20 protein-coding genes, 1 pseudogene and 1 riboswitch are annotated in these 18,345 nt (G+C 61.0%); of the genes and pseudogenes, 2 read left to right on the top strand and 19 right to left on the bottom strand.

Translation table 11 applies throughout. The features are described from left to right. Window positions 1-12: 12 nt before the first annotated feature. The 10 genes and pseudogenes from KI809_RS12665 to KI809_RS12620 form a co-directional block, all read right to left on the bottom strand. Window positions 13-495: pseudogene (locus tag KI809_RS12665) on the bottom strand (MogA/MoaB family molybdenum cofactor biosynthesis protein); the annotation flags it as partial. Continuing rightward, window positions 492-974 carry a cyclic pyranopterin monophosphate synthase MoaC gene (gene moaC, locus KI809_RS12660; protein WP_214171936.1) on the bottom strand — a complete coding sequence of 161 codons (483 nt, stop codon included), beginning with the start codon at window positions 972-974 and terminating at the stop codon, window positions 492-494. The pseudogene KI809_RS12665 and the gene moaC, both read right to left, overlap by 4 nt. Before the next feature lie 138 nt (window positions 975-1,112). Further along, window positions 1,113-2,330, bottom strand: coding sequence for a molybdopterin molybdotransferase MoeA (locus KI809_RS12655; RefSeq protein WP_214171935.1), 1,218 nt, complete (start codon window positions 2,328-2,330; stop codon window positions 1,113-1,115). Window positions 2,331-2,359: 29 nt separating this feature from the next. After that, window positions 2,360-3,475 carry an ABC transporter ATP-binding protein gene (locus tag KI809_RS12650; protein WP_214171934.1) on the bottom strand — a complete coding sequence of 372 codons (1,116 nt, stop codon included), beginning with the start codon at window positions 3,473-3,475 and terminating at the stop codon, window positions 2,360-2,362. Beyond that, a complete protein-coding gene (locus KI809_RS12645; RefSeq protein ID WP_214171933.1) occupies window positions 3,472-4,170 on the bottom strand; it encodes an ABC transporter permease in 699 nt (232 codons plus the stop codon). The genes KI809_RS12650 and KI809_RS12645 overlap by 4 nt, the downstream gene beginning before the upstream one ends. Further along, the gene (locus KI809_RS12640; RefSeq protein WP_214171932.1) at window positions 4,170-5,027 is read right to left on the bottom strand and encodes an ABC transporter substrate-binding protein; all 858 of its coding nucleotides are present in this window, start codon (window positions 5,025-5,027) and stop codon (window positions 4,170-4,172) included. The genes KI809_RS12645 and KI809_RS12640 overlap by 1 nt, the downstream gene beginning before the upstream one ends. Window positions 5,028-5,151: 124 nt before the next feature. Further along, complete coding sequence (locus KI809_RS12635) at window positions 5,152-6,012, bottom strand: ABC transporter substrate-binding protein (protein ID WP_246559400.1); 861 nt, start codon at window positions 6,010-6,012, stop codon at window positions 5,152-5,154. A gap of 14 nt (window positions 6,013-6,026) precedes the next feature. Then, entirely contained in the window at window positions 6,027-6,413 is a 387-nt protein-coding gene (locus KI809_RS12630) for a molybdenum cofactor biosynthesis protein MoaE (protein ID WP_214171931.1), read from the bottom strand. Window position 6,414: 1 nt separating this feature from the next. After that, window positions 6,415-6,657: a hypothetical protein gene (locus KI809_RS12625; RefSeq protein WP_246559399.1), complete on the bottom strand. Its 243-nt coding sequence runs from the start codon at window positions 6,655-6,657 to the stop codon at window positions 6,415-6,417. A gap of 28 nt (window positions 6,658-6,685) precedes the next feature. Then, on the bottom strand, window positions 6,686-7,426 hold the full coding sequence (locus tag KI809_RS12620; RefSeq protein ID WP_214171930.1) for a hypothetical protein: 741 nt from the start codon (window positions 7,424-7,426) through the stop codon (window positions 6,686-6,688). A gap of 85 nt (window positions 7,427-7,511) precedes the next feature. Beyond that, a riboswitch (molybdenum cofactor riboswitch) is annotated at window positions 7,512-7,630 on the bottom strand. Window positions 7,631-7,903: 273 nt separating this feature from the next. On the opposite strand from KI809_RS12620, the gene KI809_RS12615 reads away from it, so the two are divergent. Both KI809_RS12615 and KI809_RS12610 read left to right on the top strand, forming a co-directional pair. Continuing rightward, the gene (locus KI809_RS12615; protein WP_214171929.1) at window positions 7,904-8,707 is read left to right on the top strand and encodes an amino acid kinase family protein; all 804 of its coding nucleotides are present in this window, start codon (window positions 7,904-7,906) and stop codon (window positions 8,705-8,707) included. A gap of 110 nt (window positions 8,708-8,817) precedes the next feature. Beyond that, window positions 8,818-9,036: a hypothetical protein gene (locus tag KI809_RS12610; protein ID WP_214171928.1), complete on the top strand. Its 219-nt coding sequence runs from the start codon at window positions 8,818-8,820 to the stop codon at window positions 9,034-9,036. Window positions 9,037-9,135: 99 nt separating this feature from the next. On the opposite strand, the gene cobC is transcribed toward KI809_RS12610, so the two are convergent. Genes cobC through KI809_RS12565 form a run of 9 tightly spaced genes read right to left on the bottom strand, consistent with a single transcriptional unit; the run spans window position 9,136 to window position 18,258 of the window. Then, a complete protein-coding gene (gene cobC / locus KI809_RS12605) occupies window positions 9,136-9,738 on the bottom strand; it encodes an alpha-ribazole phosphatase (protein WP_214171927.1) in 603 nt (200 codons plus the stop codon). After that, on the bottom strand, window positions 9,728-10,876 hold the full coding sequence (locus KI809_RS12600; protein ID WP_214171926.1) for a DVU_1551 family NTP transferase: 1,149 nt from the start codon (window positions 10,874-10,876) through the stop codon (window positions 9,728-9,730). Before KI809_RS12600 ends, cobC begins: the two co-directional genes overlap by 11 nt. Then, entirely contained in the window at window positions 10,866-11,930 is a 1,065-nt protein-coding gene (locus tag KI809_RS12595) for an XdhC family aldehyde oxidoreductase maturation factor (protein ID WP_214171925.1), read from the bottom strand. The genes KI809_RS12600 and KI809_RS12595 overlap by 11 nt, the downstream gene beginning before the upstream one ends. Beyond that, window positions 11,924-13,249 carry a DVU_1553 family AMP-dependent CoA ligase gene (locus KI809_RS12590; protein ID WP_246559398.1) on the bottom strand — a complete coding sequence of 442 codons (1,326 nt, stop codon included), beginning with the start codon at window positions 13,247-13,249 and terminating at the stop codon, window positions 11,924-11,926. Before KI809_RS12590 ends, KI809_RS12595 begins: the two co-directional genes overlap by 7 nt. Then, window positions 13,243-14,595, bottom strand: a complete 1,353-nt coding sequence (trsS, locus tag KI809_RS12585; protein WP_214171924.1) for a radical SAM (seleno)protein TrsS — start codon at window positions 14,593-14,595, stop codon at window positions 13,243-13,245. The genes KI809_RS12590 and trsS overlap by 7 nt, the downstream gene beginning before the upstream one ends. A gap of 12 nt (window positions 14,596-14,607) precedes the next feature. After that, a complete protein-coding gene (locus KI809_RS12580; RefSeq protein WP_246559397.1) occupies window positions 14,608-15,123 on the bottom strand; it encodes a DVU_1555 family C-GCAxxG-C-C protein in 516 nt (171 codons plus the stop codon). Further along, entirely contained in the window at window positions 15,054-15,737 is a 684-nt protein-coding gene (gene trsM / locus KI809_RS12575) for a DVU_1556 family methyltransferase (RefSeq protein WP_246559418.1), read from the bottom strand. Before trsM ends, KI809_RS12580 begins: the two co-directional genes overlap by 70 nt. A gap of 3 nt (window positions 15,738-15,740) precedes the next feature. After that, entirely contained in the window at window positions 15,741-15,947 is a 207-nt protein-coding gene (locus tag KI809_RS12570) for a DVU_1557 family redox protein (RefSeq protein WP_214171922.1), read from the bottom strand. Further along, window positions 15,934-18,258, bottom strand: coding sequence for a pyridine nucleotide-disulfide oxidoreductase/dicluster-binding protein (locus KI809_RS12565; RefSeq protein ID WP_214171921.1), 2,325 nt, complete (start codon window positions 18,256-18,258; stop codon window positions 15,934-15,936). The genes KI809_RS12570 and KI809_RS12565 overlap by 14 nt, the downstream gene beginning before the upstream one ends. Between the last annotated feature and the right edge of the window lie 87 nt (window positions 18,259-18,345).

Genomic DNA, 18,345 nt, shown 5'->3' with positions numbered 1-18,345 from the left:
TGCTGGCTGAGGCTGGCCGCACTCCTCCGGGTCCCCTTGCAGCTTGGCCACACAATGCGAAACAGCAGGCCAGACCGCCTCCAGGTTCTCGATTGCCCCCTTCGGGCTTCCGGGCAGGTTGATGATCAGGCTCCGGCCGCGAATCCCGGCAACAGCGCGGGAGATCATGGCATGCGGCGTTTTTTGCAGACTGCTGGCGCGCATCGCCTCGCCGAAGCCGGGAATCACCCGCTCCAGCACCGGCAGCGTTGCATCCGGGGTGACATCACGGGGGGAAACCCCGGTGCCGCCACAGGTGAGAATCAGATCAAAGTCATTGCTGTCGGCCCACTCGGCCAACCGGGCCGTGATCAGGGCCGCCTCGTCCGGAATCACTTCACAACGGGCAGTTGCCACCCCCTGGAGTTTCAGCCATTGTTCCAATGCCGGACCGCTGGCATCAGCCCGTTCGCCCCGAGCGCCCCGGTCGCTCAAAATCAGCAATGCCGCTTTCATTGTTCCCCCTCCCGGCGGTAAATGCCGCTCTTGCCACCCTCTTTGTAGAGCAGCGCCACCTCACCGATGGTTATTCCTTTGTCGCTCCCCTTGCACATATCGTAGATGGTAAGGGCCGATACTGAAGCGGCCACCATCGCCTCCATCTCCACCCCGGTCCGCTCAAAGGCCCGGACAGTGGCGGTTACGACCACCTCGCCGGTCTCCGGTTCAGGCATGAAGTCAACCGCTGCATGGTGGATCGCCAACGGATGGGAGAGCGGAATCAGGTCCGGGGTCTTCTTGGCTGCTGCGATCCCGGCCAGGCGAGCCACGCCAAGGACATCACCTTTGGAACTACGACCGGCCAGCACTGCCTGCAGGGTTTCCGGCCGCAGTCTGACCACGGCCCTGGCTGTGGCAGTGCGCAGAGTCGGCACCTTGGCACTGACATCGACCATGATCGCCTGCCCCTGTTCGTCGAAATGATTGAAAGACATGTGTGACTCCTTTCCCTTAAAAACGCAATTTTTTCGCAAGGTCAAGGCGGACAAGGATTTGCGCGGAGGCGTACACGAAGTACGCCGCACAAGCAAAGCCGAAGGCCAACGCCGAGATTGCGGAAAAGGTGCGTTTTTCTATCCTTCGAGCATGGCGGCGTCTGAACGTAGCAGATGCACATCCACTTCTTCGCCGGCTGCCACCAGGGTCCGGTCCTTGGGGAGCACAGCAATGGCGTTGGCCCTGACCATGGTCCGGAGGATGCCGGTGTTCTGGTCGCCGGAGGTGGTCGCCCAGTAACGGCCATCCTCCACCTCGATCCTCACCCGCAGGAAGTGGACCTTGCCCGGTTTCTTGCGCGCCTCCTCCCGCAGAATCGCTTTGACATAAGGCTTGATGACTCGCCGATGCCCCATCATCTTCAAGAGCGCCGGCTTGACAAACTCCTCGAAGGTCACCATCGTAGAAACCGGGTTACCAGGCAGGGAAAATACCGGTGTGCCGTCCTTCACCCCAAAGGCGGTCGGCCCGCCCGGCTTGATATCCACCTTCCAGAAGATCTGCTGGACCCCCAGTTCAGCCAGCACATCCCGGACAAAATCCTTGTCCCCGGCCGAAACCCCGGCAGAGGTGATCAGGGCGTCGGCCTGCAACCCTTCCAGCATTTTCTCCCGGTGGCTCTCCTTGTTATCGCGGGCAATGCCGATGATAACCGGTTCGGCGCCGGTTTCGCGAATCGCAGCAGCCAGGGAAAGGGCATTGCTGTTGATGATCCGACCCGGCTCCGGCGGCTCGCCGAGCTCTATCAGCTCGTCTCCGGTCGAGAGCACGGCAATTCTCGCTTTGCGATAAACCGGCACGATCGCCTTGCCGAAAGAGGCCAGCATGCTGATCTCCGGCGACTGGACTACCGTTCCTGCGGTAAGAAAGGTATCACCATTGGCCACATCCTCGCCATGGAAGCGGATATGTTGCAGTTGCCGCACCGCACTCTTGATGCTGACCATCCCGTCCGACTCTTCGGTCTCCTCTACCGGCACCACGGCATCACAATTGTGGGGTATCGGCGCGCCGGTCATGATTCGAATAGCGCACCCGGCAAGGATTGGCCCGGAAACACTCCCGCCAGCAGGTATGTAACCAGTAATCCGCAGGGGAACAGCCCCTTCCCCACAGTCTATGAAACGCACCGCAAAGCCGTCCATGGCAGAGTTATCATAGAGCGGCATGTCCCAGGGGGCGTTCATATCCTCAGCCAGAACCCGGCCAAGACTGGCCAGCAGTTCGACCCGCTCCACCCCCAGCGGCGTCACATGGTCGAGAATAATCCGGCGGGCTTCTTCAAAAGTGGGCATATTTCAATCCCTTTCAGATAGTTGCAATGTTAACCCGCTGCCTCATCCAACTGGCGAGTTCGAATCAGATGAACCGCAGTGGCCTTGAAGGAGGCAAACACCTTTTTCCCCTCGGCAAGATTCAGGTTGGCGATCGACTGGCCGGTCAAATATGCCACCAGTCGGAAACCGCAATCAAGGTGAATCTTGTGAAATATGCCGTTCGGGATAACTCTACTGATGCTGGCCGGAAAGACGTTACGGGCGCTGGTATCGCCGGACGGATCAAGGGTATCAATGGTAACATGTTCGGGTCGGATGCAGAACACCGCCGAATCCCCCGGTTCAGCGCTGCCGGCGATCTCTATCTGCCGCCCCCCCACCGCCAACCGAACCAGCCCGTCCCTTGAGTCGATGACCGTACCGGTAAGTACATTTTCCATGCCGACAAAGGAGGCAACAAATTCATTGCCCGGGCGGCTGATCACCTCTTCCGGCGAACCGCTTTGCACCATCTCCCCGCAGTTCATTACCACCATCCGGCTCGACAGGCGGAGCGCCTCCAACTGGTCGTGGGTCGCCAACACCGCAGCTGTGCCGGTTTCCCGCAGAATCCGCTCCAGATCGTCCATCAGGGTCTGGCGGGTAGGAGGATCGAGCGCGATGAACGGCTCATCGAGAAAGATCACCTCCGGCCGGATGGCAAAGGCCCGTGCCAGGCTGGTCCGCTGCGCCTCTCCACCGGAAAGCTTGCGCGCCGAGCGCTCGGCCAGCTGTGTCATGCCGAACAGCTCCAGAGTTGCCATCACCCGCTCCCGGATCTCTTTCTCCGCCATGCCACGGATTTTCAGGCCGCTGGCCACATTGCTGAACACTGTCCCGTCAAACAGGAGCGGCTCCTGAAAGACCATCCCCAACCGCCGGCGATAGGCAAAGATCGCGCTGTTACTGACGATCTCTTCTCCGCGACACCGGAAGCTCCCGCTGGTCGCAGGGAGCAGCCGAGCAAGGGTCAACAGCAGCGTGGATTTACCGGCGCCGTTGGGTCCGATCAGGGAGAGAACCTCCCTTTCCTGGAGGGAGAAAGAGGGAATAGAGAGCACTCTTGCCCCACCGCGATGCAACTCCAGATCGTTGACTTCCAGGAAAACTCCAACCTCGTTCATCGCGGCCGCTCCCGCTGCTGAATCCGGGTCAGCAGATAGTTGATTGCAAAACAGAGCAGCAACAGGATCAGGCTCAAGGCAATGGCCACATCAAAGTTGCCCCGCCCGGTTTCCATTACCGTGGCGGTGGTCAATACCCGGGTGTACCCCTTGATGTTGCCACCCACCATGATCGAGGCTCCAACCTCGGAAATCACCCCGCCGAAGCCGGCCATCACCCCAGCCAAAAGCGGCAAGCGAGCCTCCCTGACCAGTAACCAGACCATTTGGCCGCGGGTCGCTCCCAGAGCAAGAATTTGTAGCCGCAGGTTGGGGGGAAGGTTCTGAATTGAGGCAACCGTGATCCCCATGACGATCGGTGTGGCAATGATTGCCTGGGCAATGATCATGGCAACCGGGGTGTAGAGAATCTCCGCAAACCCCAGTGGGCCGTTGCGCCAGAAGAAGATACTGACGAAAAGACCGACCACTACTGGTGGCAGAGCCATGCCGGTATTGACCAGGCTGACCAGGAGCCGTTTGCCTCGGAAATCGCTCAACGCCAGGGCAGTGCCACCGGAGATCCCCAACAGCAAGCTGATCAGGGTGGCACTCCCCGAAACCTTGAGCGACAGCCAAGTAATCGCCATGACCTCCCGGTCGAGGGAAGTCAGCAGGGCGACCGCTTTAGCAATGCCTTCAAGGATCAGTTCCATCAGAGCCCCAAAGACTCGGGTTTCTTGCCGGCATCTGGGAAAAATAGCGGAGCACCGAACTTGTCCACACCGAACCGGCCTATGACATCCTGGACCTTTTTCCCTACCATGAAATCACCGAACGCCTTAGCGCCAGCAGCGTTCACTTTAGGCCACTTGGCCTGGTTCACCCCGATAACGTGATAGATATTGAGAAGCTTGGCATCCCCCTCGACCAGGATCTCCAGACCGAGCGATTTTTTCAAGGCCAGATAGGTGGCGCGATCGGTCAGGGTGTACCCTTTTTTCTCGGCAGCCACGTTCAAGGTCTGGCCCATGCCGAGACCGGTCTGCTGATACCATTTCTGGCCGTCTGCAGTAATCCCGGCCCCTTTCCACAGCCCCTTCTCCTTGGCGTGGGTACCGGAGTTGTCGCCACGTGACAGGAACAGAGAACCGGATGTGGCGATCTTTTTGAACGCCTCGGCCGAGGATTTGGTGCCGCGGATCTTGGCAGGATCAATAGCCGGACCGACAATAACAAAGTCGTTGTGCATCACCAGCCGCCGGTTGACCCCGGCCCCCTTGTCCATGAATTTTTTCTCTGCGTCAGGAGAATGGACCAGCAGCACATCGGCCTCACCCTTCTCCCCCATGGCCATTGCCTGGCCCGAGCCGACCGCAATGGTCTTGACGAAGTAGCCGCTCTCCTTCTCGAATGCCGGGATCAGGATATCCAGCAGACCGGAATCCTGGGTGCTGGTGGTGGTGGCGAGAATCAGGGTCTTAGAAGCCGCTGCTGCGGATCCGCAGATACCGGTGACAAATAGCGCCACCACGGTTAAGAGAGAGAAAACCAGCCGTTGCCATTGATTCATAATCAGCCTCCTTGTTTTTTGGCGCATTCGCCTCATATAATTAATTGGACAGTGAAATAGACCGCAAAAACAGTCAGGTCATTCTATCATGCTACGACCGAAACAGAATCTAGTGCCGGCATAGCTAGTTTTTTGAGCTCTTCGTCCATTCCCGGGAATTTGGGAAAAACAGCGGGCTGCCAAACTTCTCCCTGCCGAAATCACGCACGACCAGCTGCCCCTTGGCCGGATCGGTCAGCCAGCGAATGTAGGCCGCGGCACCCGCCTGATTTACCCGAGCGAATTTGGCCGGATTGACCGGGATCAACGAAATATAGTTGAGTAGCGCCTGGTCTTTTTCCACCAACACCTTCAACTGCAACGTTTTTTCCAGCGACAGCCAGGTGGCTCGGTCAATAACGGTGTACGCCCCCTGCTGATCGGTATAACGCAAGGTAGGCGCATTCCCTTCAGCACCCTTTTCAAAGACCCGATACCAGCTACCGGCCGGCTTCAGGCCTGCTTTGTCCCACAGGACCGTTTCCGCCACATGGGTGCCGGACTTGTCGCCACGGCTGACAAACAGCACCTGCTTCTCGGCAATTTTCTTCAGCGCCGCAGTGGCATCTGTCATCCCCTTGATCCCGGCCGGATCTGCCGCAGGGCCGACAATGACAAAGTCGTTATACATGAACGGAATTCGCTCGGTACCGAAACCGTTGGCCACGAACTTCTCTTCCAGTGACTTGGCATGGACCATTACCAAGTCCACAGCTCCTTTTTCGGCGATCTTCAACGCCTCGCCGGTACCGGCGCCAACATGGCGCACCCGAATGCCACTCTCCTTTTCAAAGGCATCCTCCAGCACGGCCACGATCCCGGCATCGATAGGACCGATGGTACTGGCCATGAGGACAACATCCTGTTCGGCGCGAACAACACCACTGCACACACACACCAGCGCCAAAGCTGCCAGACCGTCTCTAAACATGCTGTTCATACCCATACGCCCCCCCTGTTTCAGTTCGAAACAAATTGTTCCGTTTTGACAATAGTTGTCATTTTTTTCAGCCGACTGATCCCGAATTTGCAAGCCTCGAAGGCATCTTCACTGTTAGGAGAACTGGCGGCAACCAGGGAAATTATATCACCGATCCCCAGACATCCCACCCGTCTGATCAGCAACAGATCCTCCAAGCGGAACCGCTCCCGCAGCTCGGCTTCGATAAGCCCCAGCTCTGCCGCTGTATCGCCCTGGCTCCGGTAGTCGATGCAACTGGTAGGGCGGTCGTGCCCCGCGTCTTTCTTCACCACGGCGTAATGCAGCACCACTGACCCGGAAACCTCGTGTTTTATCAGCCCATAAGCCGTTGTCGGATCGATTGCATCATGAGTTACTAGCACCATTTCAGCTCCTTTCCATCGCCAGATTGTCGTGGCAGCTACCGGGCATCGGCCTGCCCGCCTGCATGCAGGTGAAGGAAAGCCTCGTCCAGCGCCGATAACGGCAGTTATAACAAGACCTTGCGTCATCAGCTACCAGTTCTTCCTCCACGTCAAAACTAAAACCGGGACAGGTCGCCGCCAGAAGAGCTGCGCCCCGCCAGTCCTCCTGTCCGCCGGCAAATTCACCGGCTACGCATTCTCGCACCAGTACGCCTCCTATTCCACGTAATCGCTCAATAGCACTTCAGCCGTTGTTTGGCGCAAGTCTGCCAGCGAATCTCTCCGGTGCCGCTGACCGGCTCCAGGAGCAGCACCGACTTCCCGGCCAGCATGACGGTCTTGACCTTGTCTCCCAGTCGTACCTGTTCGGTGCCGTCCAGCGGCTCGCCGGAAACAGTGCGAATCTCGTCAACCTCAGCACAACCCATGAGCTCGGCAACCGATACCCGACCAGCTGCCGCCGGCATTCGGAGCGATCCTTTCAACCGGCCGTCATTACCCCCCAACCGCAACCCGGCGCCGGCCAGCGCACCGATCACCCCCTGGCCGCTGCCGCCATGGCTAGACAGGTGACAACCTGCCTCTTTCGCCACAGCATGGGCCTCAGCCATGGTAACCACCTCCTGCTTGGCCCTGTTCCCAAAGGTAAGGAGCAGATTTCTGTTTTTCAGGCAATCAATAGCCGCCACACAAAGGCCAGGATCTGAGCCGGCAGCACTTTCCCCGGCCAGGAAAGCAGACGCATATTCGATTACCGTATCAAGCAGATGCGGCTGGATGTCAGCTGCGAAACACATGGCACTGTTATGAGAGGTGTAGGGAATATCCTGGTGCAGTAGCAGCTGATGGCGGGTCACAAATGAACTCTTCCCCCAGCTTCTCTCTTCCAAGGCATCTGCCAGTAGCGAGGCAAGCGCTCCTGTTCCCCGGCTGTCAAGATTATCGGTATCATCAATGCTGACTAGGATCTGCATATAAACTCCATCCCCTGCGCAAGAATCATTGCCACAAAAAAGGGCCCTCTCCGGATGGAAAGGGCCCCTGGGTACACGGATAAACTCCGGGACTGCGGGATCTCCTTTCCAAAAGGGAGGCATTGCCGTTTCCAGCAGTACCCGTTGGCCAAACGCCATGAGGGTTTACCTTTTAGGCGAGTAGACTCGGAGAGACAGTTCTTTATTAGCAAGTTTCATGCACACCAGGCGGCAAGAAGGTAAATCGCCGCCCCTGGTCGCGCCATACGCCGGTTGCATCCTGGGCAAAACCGGAAAATGCTGATTTACGCTACAACATCATAGCTATAGTGTGGCATTTATCCACACTTTACCCAAAAACCGCGTACAACAGCCTGAACAATACTTCATAGCCTGCAATGTTTCAACCAACAACTCGACATTCAGCAAATGTCTGTTACGGTGATACCATTACCGCGCATAAAGGAGGGCTGTGGCATGCCACGACACGAAATCAACTCGACCCTTAAAGGGGAAACGCTTGTTCGCAAGGGCTTGATGCACCGCATGGGGGAACATGCCACCTTGCGGCTGGTGCCAGAGCTCAACGTGGTCAAGATCGGCGGCCACGGCATTATCGATTATGGCAGCGAGGTAGTACTGCCGCTGATGGATGAGATCGGCGAACTGTCGCGGGAGCACAAGATGCTCGTCGTCACCGGTGGTGGCGTTCGGGTCCGTCATATCCTTGATATCGGCATAGATTTGGGGATGCCAACTGGAGTCCTGGCCGAACTGGCCGGCAAGATCAGTGAGCAGAACGCGGTGATCACTACCCTGCTGCTCTCTAAATGGGGCGGATCACGGGTCAAGACTTCCGACCTGCTCGAACTCCCAACCCTGCTGCATCTGGGCCTGTTGCCGGTCATTCACGGCACCCCGCCCTACGGCCTCTATGAGCACCCCCCCGGAACCGGGCTGATCCCGCCCCACCGCACCGATACCGGCGCCCTGTTGATGGCCGAGGTGCTGGGCGCCCGGAGCTGTATCCTGGTCAAGAACGTGGATGGGCTGTATACCGAAGACCCGCGCGTCAATCCCAAGGCAGAGCTGATCGCGGATATTACCGTCGAAGAGCTGATCAAACTCGACATGGAAGACATGGTCCTGGAGCGGAAGATGCTCTACCTGCTGCGCGACACGGTAAACGTCAAGGAGATCCGCATCGTCAACGGCCACCAGCGCGGCAACATCGTCAAGGCGTTGAACGGGGAGAAAGTCGGCACCATCATCCGGGCCTGACCCGCAGTTACTGAGTTAACCATTTGCTTTTGCGACGGAATCAGGTAAAATATAAATATGGAACCCTTCGCAGTTACAGGGAGGAATAACGGGAAAGGAGGCACCCTTTCATGACAGGAAAGATCTTTTACCGGCAGAGGACGAAGATGAAGGACGGGGCGCATCAGCCACGCTACATACTGGTGGCGGTTGCCGACCTGAATCTCAAGGTGTACGGCCAGCATCTGCGGATGTGCGAACTGAAGCATATCGCCGAATCGGTCGGCGCCGAGCTGATCGAACTGCCACGGGGACCGAAACACCAGCACGATGACGACGATACCGACTGAGACCGGAACTGAAGGACCGCAACACGAAAGGGGGACTGCGCATGCAGCCCCCCTTTTTCATTGTTCCTCAGCCAGCTATCACCCTACCGCCGGATCGAATCAGAGGCGCGGCAGATTGACCCCCTGCACCCTGAAACCGTCGGCACTGGCTTCGATCAGATTCAGACAACCGTATCCCTGGCCGATCCGGAACAGGTTGACCAGTGGCATCCCGAGCAGGTGACAGATAAGGACCCGATTCACCCCGGCATGGCCGACCACGAGCAGGTTGCCGGTTGCGCCCTGGACAAGGCGGGAAAACGCCGGCAGCACCCGCTGCTCCAGATCGCTGAAGCTCTCGCCGCCCGGTGGCCGGAATGTCGCAATCTCCTCGCCCCGGCGGCTAAAGGCGTCGGGGAACTGTTGCCGGATCTCGGCAAACGAGCGACCGTCCCACTCCCCCATGTCGATCTCCCTTAAGGAAGAGATCTCCTGCAGCGCAACACCATGGCCTAAGGCAACCAGCTTGGCCGTCTCCCGCGAGCGGTTGAGGTCGCTGCAGATGACCCGGCTGAAGGTCAGGTGCGCCAGTTGCCGTTGCCACTCCTTTGCCTGGGCCTCCCCGGCGGCAGAGAGCGGCAGGTCGGTGCGGCCCATGAACCGCTTGACCCCGTCCCGGCGGGAATCGCCGTGACGGAGCAGATAGATCGTGCTAACCGGCATGCTGCACCGGTATCTGCTCGCCGCCCGGCAGCAGGTCGCGCAACGCCGATCCCAGCTGCGCTTCGCAACGCCGCTGGATTATCCGGGCCGTTTCCAGGCGGAGGTCGATACGCCGCAACGCTTCGGGATCATGGTTATGCCGCGACCGGGCGCATTGAAAACGTTCGACCAGGGAAACCTGGCGCTCGCCCAAAACCATCTTGTCCGCCAGGTAGAGCAGTTCCGCCTCGGTGAGGGGGCGGCTTTCATTGACGATCAGATCCATGTGACTGGCGACCAGCCGCGCTGTCGAAGCAAATCCAAGCTCGCGCAGAATGCGAGCCCCGGCCATGGCATGATCCTTCTCATGCCTCGCCAGATCGTGCAACAGACCGGCAGCAGACAACAGATCCAGATCGAGCGAGCAGCCGACCCGGTTCAATGCGGCAGCCAATTCGGTGGCAAGACGCGCCACCTGCTGGCCGTGACGGATGATCCGCTGGTCAACGCCAAGCACCTGACCAAGCAAGGCCCGGCATTCCATCGTTGTCGGAATATCGAGGCGCGTTGCCATTGCGGCCATGCTCCGGTAATCATCCGGGGTATCCATGTCCCGCAGGATCAACTCGTCTGCCACCTCGACGGTCAGGGCGCCGGTCTGTAACATTGCCAGCACACCGCGCAACCCTTCCCTCCCCCGCCAGGAGGAAATCGTCCGGCTATGGCGGCCGGCAATCAACGGCGGATGGCCCCGCTTTCCCATGAAACAGGGATATATGACATCTGCTCCGCCCAGCCGGAAAACCTCCAGCAGGCGCCTAACGGTGGCGGGTCTTACCAGAGCTAGATCCACGGGAAGGGCAAAGAAGGCGTCCGTGTCCGAGCCGAGGCTCCGGACTCCGGCTCGCACCGAGGAAAACATCCCCCGGCTGTATTGCCGGTTGAACACGATCTGTGCCCCGAGCTGTGCCACAACCGGCTCCAGTTCCGGGCTGCGATGCCCGGTCACCACCCGGATATCATCGACCCCGGCCTCCCGCATGGTAAGGATCACCCGCTCCAGGGCCGTGAATCGCCCCAACGGGAGTAATGGCTTGAACTCCTTCATCCGCGAGGAGAGCCCGGCAGCCAGGATGATAGCGGCAACCTTATCGGCCATCTAGTTTCTCCCTCGCTGCCCGTGCCTGGATCAGCTCGGCCACGATGCTGACCCCGATCTCCGCCGTGGTGGCAGCGCCGATATCCAGACCGATGGGGCAGTGGACCGCGTTGACGCGCCCCTCGTCGAACCCTTCGGCCACCAGGGCGCGGCGGATCTCCACGCTCTTCTTCCTGCTTCCGAGCATGCCGATATAGCAGGCATCGGTGCGCAACGCCTGGGTCAGGACGGTCTTGTCATGGGTGTGGCCCCGGGTCACGATCACCAGATAGCTGTCAGCGTCGATCGTAAGCCCCGCACAGCAGTCGTCGAATGACTCGATGACCCGGACGACTTCGGCCGTGGGGAACCGCTCCCGGTTGGCGAACTCCTCGCGATCATCAAGCACCACGGCCTGGAATGCCACCTTGGCGGCCATCTCGGCAACCTGCTGGGAGACATGGCCGGCACCGAACAGAAAGACAGTAGACGGGACATAGCAGCGCTCCACCAGGAACCGCTCCCCCTCGATCACGGTCAGTACCGGGTAGGTGGCGTTGTGCGACAGCTTGGCCAGCGCGGCGAGCCAGTCCGCAGGATGGGGAAAGGGGCCGGTCATTGTTCCGTCCGGTCGTACCAGGCAGCGCTTGATCCTGCTGATATCCCCCTCCGGGCCGAGACCGCTCACCAGAAAGCAGCGTTCCTCCCCGGCAAGTGCTCCCCGCAGAGCCGCAAAGACCGCTATTGTCGCCGGGTCGGGCGTGATCATCTCCAGCAGCACCTCGACCCGGCCGCCGCAGATCATGTGCATGCTGGCCGCATCCCTGCCGGAAAGGTCCACGGTGAAGTGCTGCGAGATGCCAGTCCGGAACACTTGGCTCGCCCTTTCCAGCCCCTGGGCCTCCAGCGCGCCGCCGCCGATGGTGCCGATGAAAGAACCGTCGCTGCGGACCAGCATCTTCGAGCCGGCCAGACAGGGCGCCGAGCCCGACTTGCTGATGACCGTAGCCAGAACGAGTTGTTCCCCCTGTTCGAGCGCCGGGCAGATGGCGTTTACCGCCCATGAGATCAGCATGTATGTTCCTTTCTCCGATCGATGATCGTACGTTTGATGGCGCCGTTGACGGTCAAGGCTTCCTCCCTGATCGGTCCCAGAATCAGTTGCCGCTCGTTAAAGGCAGCGGCCAGCGCCGGGATGGTCGTTAAGGCCCGCTGAATGAGGCGGCTGGCCTCCTTTTCGTCCGTATCCAGGCACTCGACCGTAAGTTCCAGGAGATCCACGCCATGCACGGCCCGGAGCTCCGGCCGAAAGTTGAGCAGAAACGGCAGCGGAAAGAGCGTCTCGTCCAGCTCGGCCATGGTGAGCAGGCTGCCGCCGGTCAGCCGGACCCGGTTGGCCAGCCGCCCCGTGACCCGCTCCAGCCGGCGCAGCACGGTGCCGCACGGACAGGGCTCTCCCAGGAAACGGGCCAGATCGCCGGTCCGGTAACGAATGAGCGGCATCCCCTCCCTGGTGAGCGTGGTGACCACCAGTTCCCCCAACTTACCGACTGGAAGCGGCGCGCCGCTGGCCGGATCGATCACCTCAAAGTAGAGGTCCGCCTCCCGCAGATGGTAGCCGCAGCGATGCCGGCACTCCACCCCGCCACCCAGGCCGGTTTCGGTCATGCCGTAATGGTTGAACACCGCCGCCCCCCAGAGTTGTTCAAGTTCGCGCACAATGGCCTGCGGCACGTAATCCGCACTCAACAGGATGCTCCTGAGCTGTCCCGCCGGCAGCGAAGCGGCCAGCGGATGCCGCGCCAGGCTGAGCAGCTGCACCGGAATCCCCACCAGGCAGTCAATCCGCTGCTCAATGATACACGTCAACACTGCGGCCGGGTCGCGCACCAGGCCGTGCACGATCCCTTCCACGCCGAGCCGGGCCAGCCCCCTAACCAGCAGCTCCCCCACACTCCCCGGCAGTTCGCCTGGCATCAGAATCAGCACCCGATCCCCTGGCTGCACCATGGTGGCCATGCCATTGTGGAAAAAATCTACAGTCAGCTCCAGGTCAGCGGCAGTGAACTGGAGCCGCTTGGGAGAAGCCGTGGTGCCTGAGCTCTGCAGGGTCACCACCCGCTCGATCTCGTCCTGGGACACGCTGAGAAAACTCAGGCCATTGGCCTGGATATCCGTCGGCGTGGTGAACGGGAGCCGGCCGATCTCGTCCAGGGAGGCGGGGGCGTCGCAACCGGCCAGATGCCGGCGATAAAACGGGCTCTGACAACGGGCGTACGCTATGGTCTCCTGCAGCCGCTGCAGCTGGTACCGCTTCAGGCGTTCGTTCGTCAGTGGCTCGTGCTGGCGCAGGCCTATCTTTCCCTTGATCCACGGCTCCAGCGGGGTCAGCATGATGGCCTCCGGTAAAGCGGTGTGCCGCTGGCAGAGGTCAGGTTATAGAGACAAAACGGGATCAACCGGCCATCCGGGGCCGCCACATGGATACAGCACTCCTGTACCCGCTCCAAGTCCAGGTTCCAGACATCCTGGAACGCCATGGCCGACACAGCAAGGGTATTACTCCGGTGTGTTTCAAGAAACGCCTCCAGGCTGTCTTCGCCGGCGTTTATCTCCTGATACGGCGCCCCCCACTGGCGGGTCACGAAAGAAACTGCCCGGCCGGTCCCCAGATCGCCCGGCTCGCTGCTGCAACAGCCGGGTGGCGTATGGCCGGTCAACGGTTTGAGCCCGCCTTCGGGGAGCCGGAGAAAATTGGCGTGCATGGAGCAGCGGGGGTGTTCGCACCCTGGCGGCCGGAAATGCTCGGTTCTGATGAGGCCATCGGTCTGCTCCTCAATGGCCCGCATCAGATCCGGGAGGGTAAAGCGTTCGTCATCTGTGGGCGCTGCCGAATAACGGCCGAAAAAACTGGCCGGCTGGAAATGGACCCCGCGCACAGCCGGTCCCAGCTCCAGCGCCAGCTGCAGGATGCTTCCCACATTGCCGGTATTGATTCCGGGCACCAGGGTCGGGACCAGCACCACCCCCAGCCCGGCAGCTGCGCACTGCTCGATCGCACCGAGTTTTTCCGCCAGCAGGGGGCGGCCCCGGAGCGCCCGGTAGATCGCGTCGTCCGTGCCGTCGAACTGGAGGAAAACGGAGAAGAGACCGCTATCTTTCAGCATGCGGGCATAGCCGGGCTCGGCAGCCAGGCGCACACCATTGGTATTAAGCTGCAGGAAAGGAAAGCCCAGGTCACGGCCGAGAGCTATGATGGCCGGCAGGTCGTCCCGCATAGTCGGCTCGCCGCCGGAGAGCTGGATGATATTGTGAGGACCGCTGGTCTCTTGCACCCGCCGGTACCAGCCGCCAATCGTCTCAATGGTCGGGTCATGAGCCGCCCGAGATCCGGAATCGGCAAAGCAGACGCTGCAGGAGAGGTTGCAGCGACCGGTCACCTCCAGGAGCACGGTGCAGGACTGCTGCCGGTGGCCGGGGCAGATGCCGCAGTCAAATGGGCACCCTTTTGCCGTCACGGTCTGGCAGTTTTCCTGCCGATACGGCTGCCTGGGGCGCGCCCACCCTGCCAGCGCCGGCTTACCGTTCCAGAGCAGTGCGCGGAACTCCCCATGATCCGGACAGCGCTTCACCAGCACCAGGCGATCCCCCTCCTGCCTCCGTTCAGCCGGGATGAGCGCCAGGCAGGAGGGGCAGAGACTAGTAGTCGTCTGCGGATCGATGTCTATCGGTTTAGTCATGCGCTGTTTCCTTCAGCTGTTCTTGCCTTCGGTCAGGTCGTAGCCGGCGGCGGCCAGGAGTTCCTGCAACTTGGCATAGGTCTCAGCGGTGATGGCCCCGCAGCGCTGGCGCACCTCGGTCCGGTCGCCGACGATGGTGGCGCAGCCAATGCCCCCGTAGCGCCCGCCAATCGTCAGGTCGAACCACTCGTACAGGTCCCGGAGCAGGTATTTCAGCTGCTCGTCCTCTCGCTCGTCGTCGCTCCCCTTGCCGCTATAGAGCGAAAGAAGGCAGGCAGCTCCGGTCAGGATGCCGCAGGTACCGGTTTCCGCGCCAAGGCCGTTGGCCAGCCCCCCCATGGCCCGCACCAGATCGGGGTTGCTCTTTCCCTGCGCATCCAGGGCGAGCAGAAGCAGGATCTGGCTGCAGTAGTAGCCGTTATAGGAAAGTTCCAGCATCCGCATCAAGGTCTGGTCCATCATGCATCCTCCCGGTTCGCTTTGGCAGCGATCAACAGATAGTAGCCCGGTCGTTGCCCGTCGGCACAATTCCCGGCTGTACGCCAAAAGTCAGCAGACGAACCATGGGCAAACACCAGCCGGGCTGCCAATTCCCGCAGCAGACGGCTATGGTCCTCCCAAAGCAGCAGGTGAAAGCCGCTGGCAGAGAGCATCTCCTCCAGCTCTGCACGAGAGAGCAGGCCGCCCACCGGGCTGTTATCGGCCGGGATACGTGCAAAAAGATCACTCAGAATCAGGAAACCGCCATGGCGCAGTACCCGATAAAACTCGGCCAACGCCCTTTCAGGATGCGCCAGGAGCGAGAGCACGCATTCGCAGATGATGCCGTCTTTCGACTCCGTCCCGGCGGGAAGCTTCTCCGCGGTGCCCAGCCCGAGCGGCAGCCCTGGATTCCGCTCCCACCCCTCTTCCAGCAACCGCAAAGACGGATCGATCCCGACCGCATTAAGGTGGTGCCGGTTGCTCAGGTACTCCACGGTAGCACCGGTCCCACACCCCACGTCGAGCAGCTCGCTCCCCGGTGCAAAGCTGCAAAATCTGATTGCCCGGCCGGTCAACAGAGTACCGCCGGGCCGGATAGCCGGACCGGTAATCTCCCGCAATGGTCCAGCTTCGTACTGCTGTTGTCCGGCGCAAAACATCACTTACTTATCCTCCAGAATTTTCTCTGCATCAGCCATCCTGCCAACTGCCAGCTCTTCCGGAACCAGGACCAGGCCGCAGTCGGGACAGACCGGCAGATCCACCTTGAAAGAGCCCCCCATGTAGGAAAACTCCACCTTGCCAGGCACCAGCGCTACTGCGCACCGGTCACAGCTCCAAGTTGCCGGATCCTGTTCACACATGCTCATGGCTGCTCCGTACGATCTCCATCCGGTGACAATAGGCGTTTGCAACGATGAAACCTTCTCCTTGCTGCCGGTAATCGACCCAGAAGGTCACCCGGTGCGGCCGAAAGTAGGCCCGGCAGAGGCCGTTCTCTTCACTCCGCAGCCGGTTGCCGGTCCGCTCGCCATACTCGATCACCCGCTGCACGTCCGCCACCAGGATGCGCCGGGCCTCCATCAGCGCCAGCACGTCAGGCGGAATCTCCACCCGTCTTCGCTCATACTCCGCCACTGTCACTGTTGCCTCTCCCCAGAGTTCCTTCAGCAGGGCCTCTTTCAGGCGGGCGCGGTTTTCGTGGCGCAGGGACCAACCGGTCGCCGGCCTGCCAGCCGGGTCTTCCCGCGTCTCGACCGGGAAGATGAGATCGATCAAGTGCGTTGTCCGCTTGCCGGCCGCGGTGAAGTGGTCGCGGCACATTGCGCAGTAGGCGAGATAGTCGCTGTCGCTTGCCGCAAGCCGCCGGGCAACCACTTCCCTGGCCAGGGCCGGGTTGGCGTTGGCCATGAGCCCGCCGAAGCCGCAGCATTCCGGCTTGTCGCCATGAAGCGGCAGCTCTTCGATTGCCGCGCCGAGCCGCTCCAGCAGCCGGCGGACGCTTTTCTGCACCGCCGGATCGAGGCGGCTGCTGCAGGGATCAACAACCGCCAGCCGACCAGCCTCTGCTGCCGTGTTCGGCAGCCCGGTCTGCTCCAGCACCTCCCAAAGCGATACCAGCGGGATCTCGGGCAGCTGCTCCCGGAATATCGCCAGGCAGGAGGAACAGGCAACTATCATGACCGGCTCCCCCAGGGCGTGCCATTCTGTACGCAGCGTGCGGATAGCGGCATAAAAGAGGTCGTCGCGGCCGGCCCAGAACCCCGGGGCGCCGCAGCAGTTGAGCATGAGCCCGACCCCGCCGGACAGCTGTTGCCGCAGAAAACCGTAGGCCTCGCTGACCTGCCCGGGCGCGGAACCGGCCAGCTGGCAGCTGGGGAAGAACAGATAGCGGCTGGCGGTCAGCCCCGGCTCGTGGCGGGCCAGGGCGAACTTGTCGCTGCTGCTGAATTCCAGGTCCAGTAGGGCGAATTCGTGGGCAGCCGGCGGCATCTTGGCCCGAGCCACCATACTCAGACGGGCATCATGGCAGAGCTCCCCCATATGAAAGTCATTGGGGCAGACCGTGGCGCAGAGCCCGCAGTTGCTGCAGGAATTGACCAGAAGATTGGCCCGGTGTACCCCGCCCGGCACCATCCGCTCGTTATTGTAGATCTCCCGGGCATACTTTCGGGGATAGCCTTTGAATTTTTCCAGGTAACTGCAGACCTTCACGCACTCCAGGCACTCGCACTGGATGCAGCGCCCTGCCTCCTTAAGCGCCTCTTCGGCATTGTATCCGCTGGCTGGGTTAGCAGCAGCGATGCGCGGCAACGGTGCAACGCCGGCAAGGCTGGTGTATAGCAGGGTCGCATAGGGGCCCTCTTTCTCGCGGCCACTCTCCATGGAGACATTGGTGACAAAGCGGTCGATGGAGGTGGCTGCCCGCCGCCCGGCAAGGACTGCGGCAATGGGCGACTTTGTGTCATCGGCCCGGCCACCGGCAAAGACTCCGGTCCGGCTGGTGGCCATGGTGAGCGGGTCTACCTGCACGGCTCCCTGATCATCCAGGTCGAGCAGATTCAGATTCACCCCCTGGGTGTCGAGCCCGATATAGACCGCAGCGAATGACTCGCTGAGAGTGACGACCGTGTTTGGTCGGCCGACTTTGGCGAAGAGCTCGACCGTGGCCCCCAGCTCAGTCAGGAGCTCCAGTTCCGCGCTCAGCACCTCGGGGGGCAGAATGTTCTCCGGCAGAGACCAGAGGCTACCGCCGAGCCTGCTGCCAGGCTCGAACAGGGTCAGGTCGTATCCCTTGCGAAGCAGGTCCCAGGCGACTGTCAGGCTGCCGAGACCGCTGCCGACAACGGCAATGGCCAGCCGTTTGCGCGGCAGCATGCTCGGCACGACCCGCTGTTGGACCGTTTCGACACAAAGCCGTTCCAGGGCGCCGATGGCGATCGGCTCGCCCGCCTCGCCGCGGAGACAGGCATGCTCGCAGGGATGATCGCAGATCCGGCCGAGAATGCGGGGAAAGGGCATGGTCTTGGCCAGGGTCTTCAGCGCCCCACCCCAGTCACCCTCCCCCACCTGGCGGACGAACAGCCGGGCATCCAGATGAATCGGACAGGCCGCCGTACACTGGGGGGGCTCCTCCTGGATACATTTCTGTTCCCATTCGCGCAGTTCGTTTGGTTCCATAAAGCTGCCCTGGCCGGTTGCTGAAAAACGCCCATCTCGCCGCCGTCCTCGCAAGCTCTTCGGTGCGGCGTAGCGCTGCTACGCCTC

Origin of the sequence: Geoanaerobacter pelophilus (assembly GCF_018476885.1) — a bacterium.
Classification (GTDB): Bacteria; Desulfobacterota; Desulfuromonadia; order Geobacterales; family DSM-12255; genus Geoanaerobacter; species Geoanaerobacter pelophilus.
Note: the sequence above shows the minus strand (reverse complement) of the source record. Positions and strands in the feature narration are given on the sequence as shown.

What these genes read in the sequence shown, in the direction of transcription:
- moaC (WP_214171936.1), bottom strand. Translation starts at nt 974, where the DNA reads ATGTCTTTCAATCATTTCGACGAACAGGGGCAGGCGATCATGGTCGAT.
- KI809_RS12655 (WP_214171935.1), bottom strand. Translation starts at nt 2,330, where the DNA reads ATGCCCACTTTTGAAGAAGCCCGCCGGATTATTCTCGACCATGTGACG.
- KI809_RS12650 (WP_214171934.1), bottom strand. Translation starts at nt 3,475, where the DNA reads ATGAACGAGGTTGGAGTTTTCCTGGAAGTCAACGATCTGGAGTTGCAT.
- KI809_RS12645 (WP_214171933.1), bottom strand. Translation starts at nt 4,170, where the DNA reads ATGGAACTGATCCTTGAAGGCATTGCTAAAGCGGTCGCCCTGCTGACT.
- KI809_RS12640 (WP_214171932.1), bottom strand. Translation starts at nt 5,027, where the DNA reads ATGAATCAATGGCAACGGCTGGTTTTCTCTCTCTTAACCGTGGTGGCG.
- KI809_RS12635 (WP_246559400.1), bottom strand. Translation starts at nt 6,012, where the DNA reads ATGGGTATGAACAGCATGTTTAGAGACGGTCTGGCAGCTTTGGCGCTG.
- KI809_RS12630 (WP_214171931.1), bottom strand. Translation starts at nt 6,413, where the DNA reads ATGGTGCTAGTAACTCATGATGCAATCGATCCGACAACGGCTTATGGG.
- KI809_RS12620 (WP_214171930.1), bottom strand. Translation starts at nt 7,426, where the DNA reads ATGCAGATCCTAGTCAGCATTGATGATACCGATAATCTTGACAGCCGG.
- KI809_RS12615 (WP_214171929.1), top strand. Translation starts at nt 7,904, where the DNA reads ATGCCACGACACGAAATCAACTCGACCCTTAAAGGGGAAACGCTTGTT.
- KI809_RS12610 (WP_214171928.1), top strand. Translation starts at nt 8,818, where the DNA reads ATGACAGGAAAGATCTTTTACCGGCAGAGGACGAAGATGAAGGACGGG.
- cobC (WP_214171927.1), bottom strand. Translation starts at nt 9,738, where the DNA reads ATGCCGGTTAGCACGATCTATCTGCTCCGTCACGGCGATTCCCGCCGG.
- KI809_RS12600 (WP_214171926.1), bottom strand. Translation starts at nt 10,876, where the DNA reads ATGGCCGATAAGGTTGCCGCTATCATCCTGGCTGCCGGGCTCTCCTCG.
- KI809_RS12595 (WP_214171925.1), bottom strand. Translation starts at nt 11,930, where the DNA reads ATGCTGATCTCATGGGCGGTAAACGCCATCTGCCCGGCGCTCGAACAG.
- KI809_RS12590 (WP_246559398.1), bottom strand. Translation starts at nt 13,249, where the DNA reads ATGCTGACCCCGCTGGAGCCGTGGATCAAGGGAAAGATAGGCCTGCGC.
- trsS (WP_214171924.1), bottom strand. Translation starts at nt 14,595, where the DNA reads ATGACTAAACCGATAGACATCGATCCGCAGACGACTACTAGTCTCTGC.
- trsM (WP_246559418.1), bottom strand. Translation starts at nt 15,737, where the DNA reads ATGTTTTGCGCCGGACAACAGCAGTACGAAGCTGGACCATTGCGGGAG.
- KI809_RS12570 (WP_214171922.1), bottom strand. Translation starts at nt 15,947, where the DNA reads ATGAGCATGTGTGAACAGGATCCGGCAACTTGGAGCTGTGACCGGTGC.
- KI809_RS12565 (WP_214171921.1), bottom strand. Translation starts at nt 18,258, where the DNA reads ATGGAACCAAACGAACTGCGCGAATGGGAACAGAAATGTATCCAGGAG.